At 61.7% G+C, this 13,902-nt stretch carries 14 protein-coding genes and 1 riboswitch; of the genes, 3 read left to right on the forward strand and 11 right to left on the reverse strand.

The window, feature by feature from the left end; genetic code table 11:
- Nucleotides 1-20: 20 nt before the first annotated feature.
- The 10 genes from OHD62_RS03125 to OHD62_RS03170 all read right to left on the reverse strand — a co-directional run bounded on the left by OHD62_RS03125 (nucleotide 21) and on the right by OHD62_RS03170 (nucleotide 11,015).
- Entirely contained in the window at nucleotides 21-1,007 is a 987-nt protein-coding gene (locus OHD62_RS03125; protein ID WP_263780904.1) for a substrate-binding domain-containing protein, read from the reverse strand.
- A 100-nt stretch (nucleotides 1,008-1,107) separates the two neighbouring features.
- Complete coding sequence (locus tag OHD62_RS03130; protein ID WP_412177339.1) at nucleotides 1,108-2,130, reverse strand: ABC transporter permease; 1,023 nt, start codon at nucleotides 2,128-2,130, stop codon at nucleotides 1,108-1,110.
- A 22-nt stretch (nucleotides 2,131-2,152) separates the two neighbouring features.
- Nucleotides 2,153-3,631 carry a sugar ABC transporter ATP-binding protein gene (locus tag OHD62_RS03135; protein WP_263780905.1) on the reverse strand — a complete coding sequence of 493 codons (1,479 nt, stop codon included), beginning with the start codon at nucleotides 3,629-3,631 and terminating at the stop codon, nucleotides 2,153-2,155.
- Nucleotides 3,632-3,980: 349 nt separating this feature from the next.
- Nucleotides 3,981-5,471 carry a nucleotidyltransferase family protein gene (locus OHD62_RS03140; protein WP_263780906.1) on the reverse strand — a complete coding sequence of 497 codons (1,491 nt, stop codon included), beginning with the start codon at nucleotides 5,469-5,471 and terminating at the stop codon, nucleotides 3,981-3,983.
- Entirely contained in the window at nucleotides 5,471-6,148 is a 678-nt protein-coding gene (locus OHD62_RS03145; RefSeq protein WP_263780907.1) for a glycosyltransferase family 2 protein, read from the reverse strand. Before OHD62_RS03145 ends, OHD62_RS03140 begins: the two co-directional genes overlap by 1 nt.
- Entirely contained in the window at nucleotides 6,148-6,900 is a 753-nt protein-coding gene (locus tag OHD62_RS03150; protein ID WP_263780908.1) for a glycosyltransferase family 2 protein, read from the reverse strand. The genes OHD62_RS03145 and OHD62_RS03150 overlap by 1 nt, the downstream gene beginning before the upstream one ends.
- Nucleotides 6,897-7,946 (reverse strand): serine kinase, encoded by a 1,050-nt coding sequence (locus tag OHD62_RS03155; protein ID WP_263780909.1) that lies wholly within the window; start codon nucleotides 7,944-7,946, stop codon nucleotides 6,897-6,899. The genes OHD62_RS03150 and OHD62_RS03155 overlap by 4 nt, the downstream gene beginning before the upstream one ends.
- A gap of 61 nt (nucleotides 7,947-8,007) precedes the next feature.
- A complete protein-coding gene (locus OHD62_RS03160) occupies nucleotides 8,008-8,436 on the reverse strand; it encodes a PqqD family protein (RefSeq protein WP_263780910.1) in 429 nt (142 codons plus the stop codon).
- Between the two features lie 153 nt (nucleotides 8,437-8,589).
- Complete coding sequence (locus tag OHD62_RS03165; RefSeq protein WP_263780911.1) at nucleotides 8,590-9,690, reverse strand: hybrid-cluster NAD(P)-dependent oxidoreductase; 1,101 nt, start codon at nucleotides 9,688-9,690, stop codon at nucleotides 8,590-8,592.
- A 77-nt stretch (nucleotides 9,691-9,767) separates the two neighbouring features.
- Nucleotides 9,768-11,015 (reverse strand): aromatic ring-hydroxylating oxygenase subunit alpha, encoded by a 1,248-nt coding sequence (locus OHD62_RS03170; RefSeq protein ID WP_263780912.1) that lies wholly within the window; start codon nucleotides 11,013-11,015, stop codon nucleotides 9,768-9,770.
- 113 nt (nucleotides 11,016-11,128) lie between these two features.
- Nucleotides 11,129-11,334, reverse strand: a riboswitch (cobalamin riboswitch).
- Nucleotides 11,335-11,846: 512 nt separating this feature from the next.
- Here OHD62_RS03170 and OHD62_RS03175 point away from each other — a divergent pair.
- From OHD62_RS03175 to OHD62_RS03185, 3 genes are all read left to right on the forward strand, one after another.
- Nucleotides 11,847-12,053 carry a DUF680 domain-containing protein gene (locus OHD62_RS03175; RefSeq protein WP_263780913.1) on the forward strand — a complete coding sequence of 69 codons (207 nt, stop codon included), beginning with the start codon at nucleotides 11,847-11,849 and terminating at the stop codon, nucleotides 12,051-12,053.
- 72 nt (nucleotides 12,054-12,125) lie between these two features.
- Nucleotides 12,126-12,332, forward strand: a complete 207-nt coding sequence (locus OHD62_RS03180; protein WP_263780914.1) for a DUF680 domain-containing protein — start codon at nucleotides 12,126-12,128, stop codon at nucleotides 12,330-12,332.
- 112 nt (nucleotides 12,333-12,444) lie between these two features.
- Nucleotides 12,445-12,690: a DUF680 domain-containing protein gene (locus OHD62_RS03185; RefSeq protein WP_263780916.1), complete on the forward strand. Its 246-nt coding sequence runs from the start codon at nucleotides 12,445-12,447 to the stop codon at nucleotides 12,688-12,690.
- A gap of 77 nt (nucleotides 12,691-12,767) precedes the next feature.
- On the opposite strand, the gene OHD62_RS03190 is transcribed toward OHD62_RS03185, so the two are convergent.
- Complete coding sequence (locus OHD62_RS03190; protein WP_263780917.1) at nucleotides 12,768-13,880, reverse strand: ABC transporter ATP-binding protein; 1,113 nt, start codon at nucleotides 13,878-13,880, stop codon at nucleotides 12,768-12,770.
- Nucleotides 13,881-13,902 lie beyond the last annotated feature (22 nt).

Genomic DNA, 13,902 nt, shown 5'->3' on the forward strand with positions numbered 1-13,902 from the left:
GAGCCCACCCCACGACCGGATCACTTGCGCGTCGCCAGGAGTTGGTCGACGTTTTCCGCCGTCACTGGCGTCCACGGCACATTGTAGATCTTCTCCTTGCCGTCTTTCCACGGCATGTCCTTGTAGGTTGCCCAGATGTCGGACTGCGGCTTGTAGTCACCCTTCTTGGCCGCGAAGATGGCAAGGTCGAGCGCGCCTTGAGCCTGGGCGCGCGCGTCCTGCAGGATCGAGGTCATCTCACCGGCCTTGACGGCGTGAAGCGCATCGGTGATGCCGTCGATGCCGGCAATGGTGAAGCTCTTCAGGTCGAGGCCGGCGGCCTTGATCGCCTCGATGGCGCCAAGGGCCATTTCGTCGTTCTGGCCGATCACGCCATTGATCTGGTTCGGGTGGGCGGTGAGCCAGTTTTCCATCAGCGTCTGGGCTTCGGCGCGCGACCAGTTTGCGGTCTGGTCCTCGAGGATCTTGACATCCGGGCACTCGGCAAGCGCCTTCTTGTTGCCTTCGAGACGGGAAATCTGCGCCGACTGGCCGATCGGCCCTTCGAGGATGACCACATTGCCCTTGCAGCCGATCTTGTCGAGCACGGTCTTGGCCTCCATGTAGCCCGAGATCGTGTCGTCGGAGCCGACATAGGAGGTCAGCAGATCGGAATTGACGCGGGTGTTCGAGCCGATGACCGGAATGCCGGCATCGGCCGCCGTCTGCACCGCCGCGGCGCCGGCGTCGACGTCGATCGGAGCGAAGATGATAGCGTTGTATTTCTGCGTCGCCATCGTTTTGAACTGATCCTGCTGGACCAGGGCGTCATAGCGGCCGTCGAAGACCGTCAGTTCGACTTCACCGCTCTTGACGGCCGGATGCTCCTGGAGCGCTGCCGCCCAGATCTGCATGAACTCGGCGTTCAACCCGTAAGGTGCCGCGCCGATCTTGATCTTCTCCTGCGCCATGGCCGACGAGGCCAGCAGAGCGGTCGCGGATGCGAGCGCAATCATCAATCTTTTCATTTCGTTACCTCCACTTGAGCGAGCGACCGACATGGTTCGCCATTCACGGACGCGCGTGTTGCAGGTCCGGTACCGGAAGGAGGCCTTTGGGTCCGATGCCCTAGGCCCCGTAGTTTCTTTTCTGATCAAGCATCACGGCGCCAACGATGAGCGCGCCCTTGAGGACTTGCTGGTAGTAGGATTGGATCCCCATCAGATCGAGGCCGTTGTTCATGACGCCGATGATCAGCGCGCCGATCAGCGTGCCGGTCACCCGGCCGACGCCTCCAGAAAGGCTGGTTCCGCCGATCACCACCGCCGCGATCGCGTCCAGCTCATAGGCAATGCCGGCCTGGGGCAGGGCGGAACCGGTGCGGGCGCTGAGCAGCATTCCGGCGAGACCGGCAAGACTGCCGGAGATGACATAGACGGCGAACTGCGTGCGGGTGATGTTGATGCCCGAGGTCCTGGCCGCGTGAGGGTTGCCGCCGACGGCATAGATGTAGCGGCCAAAGCGGGTCCGGTTGAGGATCCACCAGGAGACGGCGAACACGACTGCGAGAATGACGACCGGCGCGGGTATGCCAAGGATGTTGCCTGTGCCGATCCAGCGGAAGGCCGGCGTCAGTGCGGGGACGGGACGGCCTCCGCCATAGATGAGGGTCATTCCGCGTGCCGCCGACAGCATGCCCAGCGTCGCCACGAAGGCCGGCACCGAAAACCGCGACACGATCACGCCGGAAACGGCGCCGCAGGCAATGCCGACCAGCAGGCCGATACCAAGGCCGAGGGCGACCGGATAGGGCGCGCCGGAAATTCCCGCGGTCGCGGAACTGGTCACGAAGCTCGCGCTGACGATGCCGGCAAGTGCTACGACGGAGCCGACCGAGAGATCGATGCCGCGCGTCAGGATGACGAAAGTCATGCCGATGGCGAGAACGCCGTTGATCGAGGTCTGCAGCAGCACGTTCGAGATGTTGCCGGCCGTCAGGAAGAACTCGTTGGAGACTGACAGAACCGCCACCAGGATCACGAAGGCAAGGAAGATGCCGTATTCCTGAATCAACAGCCGGCGCTGCTCCGAACCGAACCAGCCGTTTGCACTCTTGTTGTCGCCAACCGACATCACTGATTCCTCTGCCATTGAGCGAACACCCTTGCCCTCTTCAGGTTGATAGATGGACGAGCGACTGGGCATCCGTTTCCTCCCGGCTGAAGGTTCCGGCACTTCTGCCGGCCCGCATCACCATGATCCGGTCCGACATGCCGAGAACCTCGTCGATTTCCGACGAGATCATCACCACCGTGCCGCCGGAGGAGGCGAAGTCGCTGATGATCCGGTAGATTTCACGCTTGGCGCCGACATCGACACCGCGGGTCGGCTCGTCCAGAAGCAGCACCTTCGGATTGCGAAGGAACCATTTGCCGAGCACCACCTTCTGCTGGTTGCCGCCTGAAAGGCCGGAAACCGGCATCGTGTCGCGGGCCGCCTTGATCTGGAATTTTTCCCGCATGCCGCGGCTTGCGTCCGCCTCCCGCGCCCGATCCATGGCGAAGGCGGGGCTCATTTCAGGCAGGCTCGCCATGCAGATGTTCGCGCGCACGGAATCGGCGAGATTGAGACCGGTCAGCTTGCGGTCTTCGGTGACCAGCGCCAGCCCGTGCGCCATGGCATCCGCCGGCTTTGCAATGCTGACCTCGGTGCCGTCGACCTTGATGCTTCCCGCCGAAGGCCTGTCGAGCCCGAACAGGCAGTTGAAGATCTCCGTCCGACCGGCTCCCATCAGGCCGTAAATGCCGAAAATCTCTCCCTTGCGCACCGAAAACGAGATGTCCTCGATTTTGTTCGGGCAAGAGAGCGCGGCAACCTCGATGCCTGGTTGCGATGTCGGCGTGTTGGTCTTGGCGAATTCCTCCGACAGTTCGCGGCCGACGATCATGCGGATCAGGCCGGGTCGATCGATGTCAGCAAGCGCGCCGCTGCCGACATAGGCGCCGTCGCGAAAGACCGTGTAGGAATCGGCGATCTGGAAGATCTCCGACAGGCGGTGGGAAACATAGACGATGCCGCGCCCTTGCGCCTGCAAGCGGCGGATAGCGGCGAACAGATGCTGTGCTTCCCGCTCGCCGATCGCCGAGGTCGGCTCATCCATGAAGATGACCTCGGCGTCGTGGCTGAGCGCCTTGGCGATCTCGACGAGCTGCATCTGTGCGACCGAGAGGTTCATCATGTACTGCGTGGCGCGAATATCGAATTCGAGATCGTCCAGCAGTCTTTGCGCGGACCGGTTCATCGCGCGGAAATCGATGCCGCCGAACCGCGCCTTGGGCTCGCGGCCGAGATAGATGTTCTCGGCAACCGTCATGTGGGGAACGGGGCTGAGTTCCTGCTCGATGATGGCGATGCCTGAGGCCAGTGCATCGGCTGGGTTTGCGAATTCCACCTCCTTGCCGCGGCGGCGGATCGAGCCGGCATCGCGGCTGAAGATGCCCATCAGTATCTTGAGAAAGGTCGATTTGCCGGCGCCGTTGCCGCCGCAGAGCGCGTGAACCGTGCCGGCGCGAAGTTGAAAGCGGCCGTCGCGCAAGGCGGCGACGCCACCAAAGGACTTTTTCAGCCCTTCAACCTCGAGCAAAAGCTCCACCTTCTCTCCTCCCGTGTGTTCGGCAATTTCTTGGAGCCGATCGACGCTGGTGACCTCCGCCCAAGGCATCGAAGTGACAATAGTCAATTTAAGGTCGACAAATGTCAAGCCGTGTTGGAAATTTTAGAGCATGACCCATCGAGATGAAGCGCAATTTTCAGAAAAATCCATTGAAAAACAAATAGATATGGCCGCAACGATCGTATCTGAACGGGATCAGGCCATGATCAGATCGTACTATTGGAAGTCAGGATCAAAGGGCCGCATCAGCGTTTTGCAGGGCCGCTTGCCACGCGGATGCCGGGTCACCCGGCCACTTGGCTGTACCTGCGGTTCCCGCGGGGCGGCTTCAGTCGAGTGGCGAAAAATGCGCCGACAGCAACTGGAACGGCAGCGCGCCATAGGTGGCGACAGTCGCCTCATTGTCCCATTGCCGGAACTGGCGGGACGGCCGTGCCTCAAGCACCAAAGCCTGGCTTGCACCGTCCAGCGTCACCTTGCCGCGAAAGTGCAGCACCCTTTCCCCACCGGAGCGGCTGATCGCCACGGACCGCAAGCGGGCGATATGCCGCCCAGCGGCGTTGATCTCCATTTCGATGCGGCGCCGGACCGGCGGAACGGCGATCTTGACGGTCACCTCAAGCATCAGGTCGCCAGTCATTTCCAAATAGGGAGTCGTCTCGGGATAGGGAATCGTCTGTGAAAGCACGAATGGTGCTGGCGCCGTCTTCGTCTTATTCGTCGCCGATTTGCCGCGCCAGACGACATCAGGCGCGGATTGCCGCAACCGGCCTCTCTTGCGTTTCAAGCGCAGCTGCTTGGCAAATCCGCGCGACAGCCAGACGAGGCCGCCGAAATCGGTGCGCGGCTTGGCTTGCAGCACCGAGGACCAGCGCGACAGGCCGGCGCGATCCGCCATCTCCACTGTCCTTGCCAGCGGCGCCTCGGGCACGGCAATGCCGATCTCCAGCGCGAGATAGGAGAGCGCCACCGCTGCCGCCACGGCAAGGCCGCGTCTGGCGGCAATATCGAGGAAGACATCCCAGTCGACATCGCCGCCATCGATGGCCACAGCACAATCGACCAGCCAGTCGCTGTGGGTGTGGGCGTCAAGACCGCCATGCGCGATGGCGAGCGCGATGCGATCGGCCGGCGAGGGAACAAAGACACTGACGCCGCTGAATTCGGCCGCTATCGCCCGCTGCCAGATCGCCAGATCGTCCTCCGCGCTGGATTGTGACCCGTCATAGCCGAACTGGTGCAGGTCGATATCGCCGAAACTGCCCTTGAAGAAGTTCATCGACCGCACGGACGACAGTCTGGTCCTGAGATATTGCGGGCTGACGCCGGTGGCGACCTGCCAGTCGCGATCGCGCAGCACGTCGAAGGCGGCGAGCATGTCCTGCGGGCGCACCAATATGTCGATGTCATGCGCCACCCGGCCGCGCTGCGCCGACGCATCGACGGCAACGCGGCTGGCCCCCTTGATCAACATGACCGCCGATCCGGCCTCCACCATCGCCTTAAGCGCCGGCTCGGCCTCGCGCATCGCCATCCGCGATTTGGTCCACAGCATCTTTTGCAGGCCGACAAGGCGCGGGTAGGCGGCATGGACGGCAAGCTTCCTGCCGAACCTGTCGGAAATTGCGGCGAGCAGCCGGTGCTCGCGAAACGAGACGAGGTCGATGTCGTTTTCGTCAAGCCAGCGCATGGCGCATTGGCCGGCCGCTTCCTCATCGGGAAGAAGCGCCGCCTTGAGCAATTGGTCGAGCTTGCCGGTCGGCCACGACCAGCCATAGTCCGGAAACCGGCGACCGATACGCCGGATCGCCGTGGCCATCAGCTGGATTCCGTCCTGTTTCGCGCCCGACGCTGCATGGCGAGCCGGGCGACCTCGAGATAGCCACGGTCGCGCGTGGCATCGCGACCATAGGACAGGCTGCCAGGCCTGATGCGACGCAATGTCAGCGCTTCGTCCAGCATGTCGAGAGCGAGGCCCGCCTCCCGTGCCCGGGCGATCCAGTCGATCATTTCGCCGCGGCCACCCGGCGGATCGACAATTGGCCCGACGGCATCAAAGACCTCGCGACGGATCATCATTGTCGAACGCGACCAGCCGGGTACGGCGCCTGCGTCCGGCGCATCGGGCCGGTCATGGCGGAAGTTGCGCCAATGCGTAAACACGCCCGCCACCTGTGCAAACCGCCTAAAATGCGCAAGCTGCTCTTCGATCTTGGTCGGCAACCACAAATCGTCGGCGTCGAGCGTTGCGATGAATGGCGTCGACAGCGCGGCGATGCCTCTGGTCGTGGCGCTGCCCGGCCCCGCGTTTTCCTGGCGCAGCAGCCGCACCTTCAGGTCCAGCGCATTGATCACGGCCGCCATGTCATCGGTCGAGCCGTCGTCGACGACGACGATGTCGTCAGGCTTGATCGACTGAGCCACGACCGATCTCAACGTCTCGGCGATGGTGGTGGCCGCATTGAAGGCTGGAATAACGACGCTGTAGCCGGACATTAGAGGAAACGCCAATGCGCGAGGTCTTTGAAATCGAATATACCGTCGACGGCGTGCAGGGAAGGATTGGCCTTGCGCCGTTTTATCGATTTGTGGATAGCGCGCATGAATTCGCGAAACGGCACATTCTTTTCCTTGGTCATGTTGCCGGGATGGCGTCGGTAGTAGAGGGCAACAGTATCGGGCATGAGGAATCTCGGACCGCTCTCGAAGACGCGCAGCAGGTAGTCGGTGTCCTCGGCCTGATTGAAGTCCTCATCGAAGCCACCGATCCGCTCGACAAGATTTCGGGCGAAGATGCCGGCGGACAGATGAATCCCGCGAACGGTTATGGAATGGCTGTCGGCGGCCGGTTCCAGCGTCTCGTCGTCTATACTGTCTATAAGCGTCATCCGCGAATAGGTCAGATCAAGGTCGGGATCGGCCGCGAAACAGGCAAGATCGGCCCTGAAGCGGCCGATGGGCGAGATGTCGTCCGAATCGAGAAACGATACGAACTGCGTTTCCGGCAGCAATTGCTGCAGCCCGGCGTTGCGCGCCTTGGTGACACCCATATTGGCTTGCTGGAACAGCCGGATGCATGGAGCCTGCTCGCTCAGTGAGCGCACCGCCGCTGCCGAAGCATCTGTAGAACCGTCGTCGACCACGATGATGTCGAGATCGGCGTCATCGCATTGCCTGAGCAGCGAACGCAGCGCTGAACCGACATAGTGTTCGCGGTTGTAGACAGGCATGATCACGCTCAGCTTCATAACGTGCTCCGCGCGAGAAACGCTGAAATCGTCTCGGCGATCTCCTCCGGCCGCGTCCCCAGCGACAGACGGTAGCATGGCAACAGGCGCGTGAGGTCGCTGAAGAAGCGAAAGCCGCTTTCCCGCTCGCCCGGCATCTGAGCGATTCCGGACGGTGCCAATGCAATCATGGCGTCCTTGCGCGAAACGGGCATGATCGAGCTTGCTTCACCTCCGCCGATATGTGGCACCAGCAGCGCGACGATGTCCAGACTTGCGGGCACTGGCCGCGCCGCGATGTCATCGATGCGGAACTGATGCTTGCCTTGCCAGTTCAGCGGACCATAGGACGTCAATTTGTGCTTTAGCCCGAGCCGCTGGAAGCCTTTGGGATCCTGTTTCAGCGTGGCAAACAGCGGGTGGGCTTTCACGCCCTTGGCCGCATCGATCAGCACATAGTCGTCGCCGACGCTGTCCAGTCCGTTGAGCAGGCCGGCAACGACCGTTCCCGATTTCCCGGCTCCGCCCGAGCCGGCCAGCAGAATGCCTTTGCCATCGATGCCCAGCGTGCCGGCATGGGCCAGCCGCATGCCGCGCGCCGCATACTCCCAATGCAGGAAGGCGCGCAGCGGCGCGCCGGGCTCCCATGGTGGAAAGGCCTCGGGCGATGCCATCAACTGCACGCCGACGCGGCGTTCGGGATCGTAGAACTGCCAGAAATCCAGGTCGTGATAGTGGTTGCCGCGCAGTCCGGCATCGGCCAGGCTGGTGGCAAAGGCATGATGCGTGAAATAGGCTTGGCCCCAACTCGCCGGGACGGGAATGCCTTCAATGTCGGGGTCGGCAACAAAAATGCGGCAGTCGCCTCTTGCGGTTCGATCATCCCGAGCCTGGACAAAAGCGTGATCGATGGCCGCAGCCAGCGGGCCAGGGCTCAGATGCGTCGTCAGTTCCAGCTGTGGCAAGTCGACCTTCGTGGTGACGGCATAGCCCGCGGCAGCGCCTTCCGCCGCAGCCAGCACATAGCGGGCATAGTCCGGCAGGGATTGGAGGGTGACTCGCGGCATGGCTGGCATATTCCAGTATCGCCCGATATGGCGAAGGGGCGACCGGGCCGCTCCTTCTGTTTCAGGACGCCTGTTTGACCGCCGGCCAGCCGCGAGGTTCCTCGACCTCATGGATCGGGTCGACCACGATGAGATCGGCAAGGTCGTCATGGATATCGACCTTGAGCGGCTCGCTGGTGCCGGCGAGTTCTGCCAGAAGGGCGCCCGAAATGGGTTGCGCGGGCGTATCGGCCGCGGGCACGAGCAGACCGAATTCGAGCAGTTGTGCAATGAAGCTCTCGAGCTCGGCCAATCTTATCGTTGAGGTGCCTGCCGTCTGCCCGACCAACGCATGGGCGGCAACGCCGGACGACAGCGCTTCCCAGACCCTGCTGCCCGAATCGGAGAAGCCGAAATATTTTCCTGTCGAAAGGTCGAGGACGACAGCTTCGCCGTCGAAGGACTCAAAAACAATGTCCTTGCTCGCCACCGCGTAGACCAATTGTTGCATCGTTCTTCCCCACCTCGGACGCGGCGGAAACGATCGCCGGTCGTCGCGGTCCGCCCGGCCGCTGGTAAAGCATCTAGCCAGTTGGCCCTTTCTTGGCAAGAAAGAACGCCGGCCAAGGAACAGGCGCGCTGGGACAGATGGTCGAAAGACCCTTCAAGCTTCGATCTCGATCGCCGTCAGCGGCTTCGAACAGCAGGCCAGGATGAAGCCGTCGTCGATCTCGTGGTCGAGGATACCACCATTATGGCTCATCTCGACGTTGCCTGAGATCTTCTTCACCTTGCAGGTTCCGCACAGGCCGAACTCGCAGGCGGCGGGGATCCTCACGCCCGAGGCGCGTGCCGTCTGCAGCACGGTCTGGCCGGCAAGGCATTCGGCATCGACATCCGAAAGCGAAAATCGGATCGGCGTTGCGGCTGCGGCGGGCATCTCCACCTCGCCTCCTGCCGGCGACGCAAAGGGAGCCGGTACTTCCTCCACGACGGGTGCGGCAAAGCTCTCCTGGTGGTATTTCGCCATGTCGAAGCCTGCGGCGTCCAGCATCTGCCGTACCGCGCGCATGAACGGATCGGGGCCGCAGCAGAAGATCTCGCGCTCGCGGAAATCGGGCGCCAGCAGTGGCAGCCTGATCGCGTCGATCCGGCCCATATGGCCGAACCAGCCTTCGCGGCTGGAGCGCTCCTCGATCATGAACCCGAGCGTGAGACCCGGCATGCGGCTACCCAGCAGTTCGAGCTCCTTGCGGAAGATGATCTCTTCCGCGCGCCGCGCGCAGTTGACGAAGCCGACATCGGTCCATGGCGCGCAGTCGTTCAGCCAGCGCAGCATCGACATCATCGGCGTCACGCCGGAGCCTGCCGAAATGAACAAGTATTTGGCCGCCGGATGGCTGTGCAGCGAAAAATCGCCCGCCGGCCCATAGGCCTTCACATGAACGCCTGGTTTCAGATTGTCGAACATCCAACGCGTGCCGACGCTGCCGGCCTGCGCTTTCACCGTCACCGCGATCGAGAACGGCCGCGACGGCGAGGACGACAGCGTGTAGGTGCGCATCAGCGGCCCATCGGCGGTCGGCAGTTCCAGCGTCACGAACTGCCCCGGCTTGTAGCGGAACCAGGTCTGGTTGTCGGAGCGGAAGGTGAAAGTCTTCACGTCAGGCGCCTCGTCGCTGACGCCAATCACCTCCAGCACCTGCAGCCGGTCGTTCCAAGGCGCCATCTCGTCGAGATGGCGGTAGAGGCCAAGGTCGGTCATCGCATTCATCCCCCGATCCTTTTTGTGTTGTGCATTTCGTGATCCCAAAACCGCTGCCCACTTTTGGGCGACATGCACTAGGCGACGCTGCGCAGCGCTGGCCGGCCACCTTCGGCCAGGCGTGGCCCGATGAAGGAGGCGTACCATTCGACAAACTGGATGACGCCGCCTTCATGCAATTCCGAATAGGGGCCGGGCTCGTAGGCCGGCGACAGGATGCCGAAGGCGTTCTCTTCGACGATGCGGCGGTCCTGGTCGTTGGTCTCGGTCCAGACATGGGTGAGCTCGGCGAGATCGTAGTCGACGCCTTCGACCGCATCCTTGTGGACCAGCCATTTGGTGGTAACGGCGGTTTCCGTGGCGCTGATCGGCAGCACGCGGAAAGTGACGGCGTGATCGCCGAGGATATGATTCCAGGTCGTCGGATAGTGGTAGAGCAGCAGCGAGCCGATGCGGTCCGTGGCAACGCTGTCGGAAAGGTTCTTCTTCACGGCGCGCTTGCCCGTCATCGTGTAGCTGATGGCGTCGCGCAGCAGCGGCGCGCGGGTGGCGCGATACTGCCCGGCCGGATCGATGCGGAATTTGCTTGGCAGGCCCGCCGCCTCGCATTTCGCCCAGTGCGCCAGCATCTCCGGATCGTTGTCGGCGCCTTGCACGCCGGTCACCGTCGGCGCTTCCGGGAATGTCTTGCACAGTTCCGGATGGTTGCCGGCGCAATGATAGCACTCGCGGTTGTTTTCCCAGACGAGCTTCCAGTTGCCCTTCTCGACGATGGTCGATTCAAAGGCGACCTTTGTTTCCCGGAGCCGGTGCGGCAACAGATAGGGTTCGATCATCGCCCGCATCGGCGCGAAATCCGCCGGCTCCTTGGCCAGGCAGATGAAGATGTAGCCGCCGACGCTTTCGCAGGCGACCGGTTTCAGGCCGAACTGGCTCTTGTCGAAACCGTCCGCCATCTGGCGGGCGAACAGCAGCCTTCCGTCCAGCTCATAGGTCCACTGGTGATAGGGGCAGACGAGCTTGGCCGCGGTACCCTTGTCAGCGTTGCAGACGCGGCTGCCGCGATGCCGGCAGGAATTGTGGAAGGCGTTGATCTTGCCTTGCTGGTCGCGCACCAGCACGATCGGATAGTCGCCGATCTGGGCGGTGAGGTAGCTGCCCGGCTTCGGCAATTCGCAGTCATGGCCGATGAACAGCCAGTCACGATACCAGATCAGCTCCATGTCGAGCCTGAAGAAATCAGGATCGGTGTAGAAGGGCTGTTCGAGCGAAAAGCCTTCCCTGCGGCTTTGCAAGAGCCTCAGCATATCGTTGCGCGCATCCATGTCCTGTCCTCATAGTTAAGGACTGAACTGGTGGTGATGGAGGAAGGATCGCTTGCAGGCCGACGACGGGCCGGACATGCATCATCCACCTCTTGACCGCCCACCGCGATCAGTCGAGTTCAACCACCTCGGGCTGGTTTCCGGGCTCTGGAGTTGTCCTTGCGGACTCATCGCGACACCTTCCCAGGCTTGTAGGCCCAGTGGTCTCCCGTTGCGACTTGAACTCCACCACCGTTGCGGGGGCAGCGCCGGACTTTGACCGGCTTCCCAATTCTCCGCCTCGTCGTCACGAGACGGCACCTGAGATGCCATGATCTAATCACGACGGCCGGCTGACTGTCGGCATGAAAGCGACATCGTATCCATGCGGCGCGACACGGCCGGAGAAACCCTGCAAGCTGGTAACTGCAGGGCTGAAACCCCATTTGCCGGCTGCCATTGTCGGCTTCCGTCATCGTAGAATCCGACCCGCGGCGGGGGCAAAAAAGGTTAACAGTTTCCAAAAGTGACTATTAGCTGTTTCTAAAATCGAACCGAACGGTTCGTTTCTGTTGACGGTGCGTGCAGGACGGTGTGAACACTGGCGCTCCGACACACTTGGTGATGCACGGGTCAATTTAAGACAACCGGTTGATAATATTGATAAAAAATTCGGTGGTAGAAGGCCGTGGCACAATTACAAGATGTAGAGTCATGGTCCACGCGGAACAACTTCGTGATTGGAAACCGCCGGATGGCTTTCCCACATCGGGGCTGTCCGAACGACGCGAAATCCTCCCAGAGGCACGCCGCTAGATGGACAGCAAACTAAGATATCTGGAGTACCAAAAAATGAAAAAGATCGCTCTTACTGCCGCCGCCTTTCTGGCCATCACCGGCAGCGCCTTCGCTGGTAGCGACAACTATGGTTCCAATGGTGCAAACCAGCCTGCCGCCGCAGTTGACAGCACCTACACGGCTTCCACCCAGAAGTCGGCGCATGCTGATCAGCAGCCCATCGTTCAGGGCAGCGACCGCAACCTGTTCGGCAACCGCTAACAGCCCAGACAGCAGGGCGGCAGGATTGCCTGCCGCTCCGGATCTCGGGCCCAAAAATTCTGGAGTATTAGAATGAAAAAGATCGTTCTTGCTGCCGCCGCCGTTCTGGCCATTTCGGGCAGCGCCTTCGCCGGTAGCGACAACTATGGTTCCAACGGTGCCAACCAGCCTGCCGCCGCAGTTGACAGCTCATACACGGCTTCCGTCAAGAAGTCGGAGCCTGCTGCCGAGAAGCCTGTCACGCATGGCAGCGACCGTAACCTCTTCGGCAACAACTAAGCCGATTCAGACCATGATCCCGAACATTCGGTTCGGAAAAGGGAGTGGTCAAATCAGAGAATGGAGGCGGCGGGCAAGCCTGCCGCTCTATTGGAATTCAGGAGTACCAAAAATGAAGAAGATTGTTCTTACTGCCGCCGCTCTTTTGATCGCTGCCGGCAGCGCCTATGCCGCCAACGACAATGTTGGCGGGACCGACATCAACAAGCAGGCGACCGTCAACGTCGACAACACCCAGACGTCTTCGACGTCCTCGGTGCGCAACACGAGCTCGCCGATCTACAAGCTGCTCAATTCGTCGGGCGACGTACAGAAGTCCGCTCCGCAGGGCAGCGACCGGAATCTCTTCGGCCGCTAACAGTCGATTTGCTTCTAAAACTAGAGCGGCTGGCCTTGCCCGCCGCTCTAGTTTTTTGCCTCGCAGATTGAACTGTCTCAGGCCGCCTTTGCTTCCGCTTTGTGGAGTGTGAAGGAATGGCCGTCGGCGTCGAAGATATGCAGGTCGCCGGCATCCGCGCTCAGCCTCAGCTTCGCTCCGCGCTTGACCTCGACATTGCCGGGCAGCTTGGTCACCAGCGGCAGGTCGGCACGGCCGATGTCGACATAGACCAGTTGCACCTCGCCGAGCTGCTCGACATAGTCCACCGTTCCCTCGAACAGATAATCCGCGCCGGTGGCGATCATCAGATCTTCCGGCCGCACGCCGAAACTCACCGATGCCCCCTTCGCCGACGCCGGCGTGGTGATCGGCACCGTCGCCTTGCGTCCGCCGACATGGCTGACGATGGTTGGATTGCCTGATTTGTCGATGGTGGCCGGCAGGATGTTCATGGCCGGTGAGCCGATGAACTGCGCGACGAACAGATTGCCGGGTTTCTTGTAGAGTTCCATCGGTGTGCCGACCTGTTCGATATGGCCCTCCTTGAGCACCACGATGCGGTCGGCCAGCGTCATCGCCTCGACCTGGTCGTGGGTGACGTAGATCATCGTTGTGGCAGGCATCGATTCCTTGAGCTTGGCGATCTCGATGCGGGTCGCGACGCGCAGCGCCGCGTCAAGGTTCGACAGCGGTTCGTCGAACAGGAAGACTTTCGGATTGCGCACGATGGCGCGGCCGATGGCGACACGCTGGCGTTGGCCGCCCGACATCGCCTTGGGCAAGCGGTCGAGATATTTGGTGAGTTGCAGGATCTCAGCCGCCTGGCGCACCCGCTTGTCTATCTCAGCCTTGCTCTCCTTGCCGATCTTCATCGAGAACGCCATGTTGTCGTAGACGGTCATGTGCGGGTAGAGCGCATAGGACTGGAACACCATGGCGATGCCGCGCTTCGACGGCGGCACGTCGTTCACCACCTCGCCATCGATCTTGAGCTCGCCCGAGGTGATCTCCTCAAGTCCGGCGATGGACCTCAGCAAGGTCGACTTGCCGCAACCCGAAGGGCCGACGAAGACGATGAACTCGCCCGACTTAATGTCGAGGTCGATGCCATGGAGAATGTTCAGACTGCCATATGATTTCTTCACTTGCCTTAGCGTGACATCGGCCATGATTCCCTCCAGTGATTCCTGC

The organism is Mesorhizobium sp. YC-39 (genome assembly GCF_025753795.1).
Classification (GTDB): domain Bacteria; phylum Pseudomonadota; class Alphaproteobacteria; order Rhizobiales; family Rhizobiaceae; genus Mesorhizobium.

Excerpts from the sequence above, each read along its gene's own strand:
- OHD62_RS03125 (WP_263780904.1), bottom strand. The coding sequence starts at position 1,007 with ATGAAAAGATTGATGATTGCGCTCGCATCCGCGACCGCTCTGCTGGCC.
- OHD62_RS03130 (WP_412177339.1), bottom strand. The coding sequence starts at position 2,130 with ATGGCAGAGGAATCAGTGATGTCGGTTGGCGACAACAAGAGTGCAAAC.
- OHD62_RS03140 (WP_263780906.1), bottom strand. The coding sequence starts at position 5,471 with ATGGCCACGGCGATCCGGCGTATCGGTCGCCGGTTTCCGGACTATGGC.
- OHD62_RS03145 (WP_263780907.1), bottom strand. The coding sequence starts at position 6,148 with ATGTCCGGCTACAGCGTCGTTATTCCAGCCTTCAATGCGGCCACCACC.
- OHD62_RS03150 (WP_263780908.1), bottom strand. The coding sequence starts at position 6,900 with ATGAAGCTGAGCGTGATCATGCCTGTCTACAACCGCGAACACTATGTC.
- OHD62_RS03155 (WP_263780909.1), bottom strand. The coding sequence starts at position 7,946 with ATGCCGCGAGTCACCCTCCAATCCCTGCCGGACTATGCCCGCTATGTG.
- OHD62_RS03160 (WP_263780910.1), bottom strand. The coding sequence starts at position 8,436 with ATGCAACAATTGGTCTACGCGGTGGCGAGCAAGGACATTGTTTTTGAG.
- OHD62_RS03165 (WP_263780911.1), bottom strand. The coding sequence starts at position 9,690 with ATGACCGACCTTGGCCTCTACCGCCATCTCGACGAGATGGCGCCTTGG.
- OHD62_RS03170 (WP_263780912.1), bottom strand. The coding sequence starts at position 11,015 with ATGGATGCGCGCAACGATATGCTGAGGCTCTTGCAAAGCCGCAGGGAA.
- OHD62_RS03175 (WP_263780913.1), top strand. The coding sequence starts at position 11,847 with ATGAAAAAGATCGCTCTTACTGCCGCCGCCTTTCTGGCCATCACCGGC.
- OHD62_RS03180 (WP_263780914.1), top strand. The coding sequence starts at position 12,126 with ATGAAAAAGATCGTTCTTGCTGCCGCCGCCGTTCTGGCCATTTCGGGC.
- OHD62_RS03185 (WP_263780916.1), top strand. The coding sequence starts at position 12,445 with ATGAAGAAGATTGTTCTTACTGCCGCCGCTCTTTTGATCGCTGCCGGC.
- OHD62_RS03190 (WP_263780917.1), bottom strand. The coding sequence starts at position 13,880 with ATGGCCGATGTCACGCTAAGGCAAGTGAAGAAATCATATGGCAGTCTG.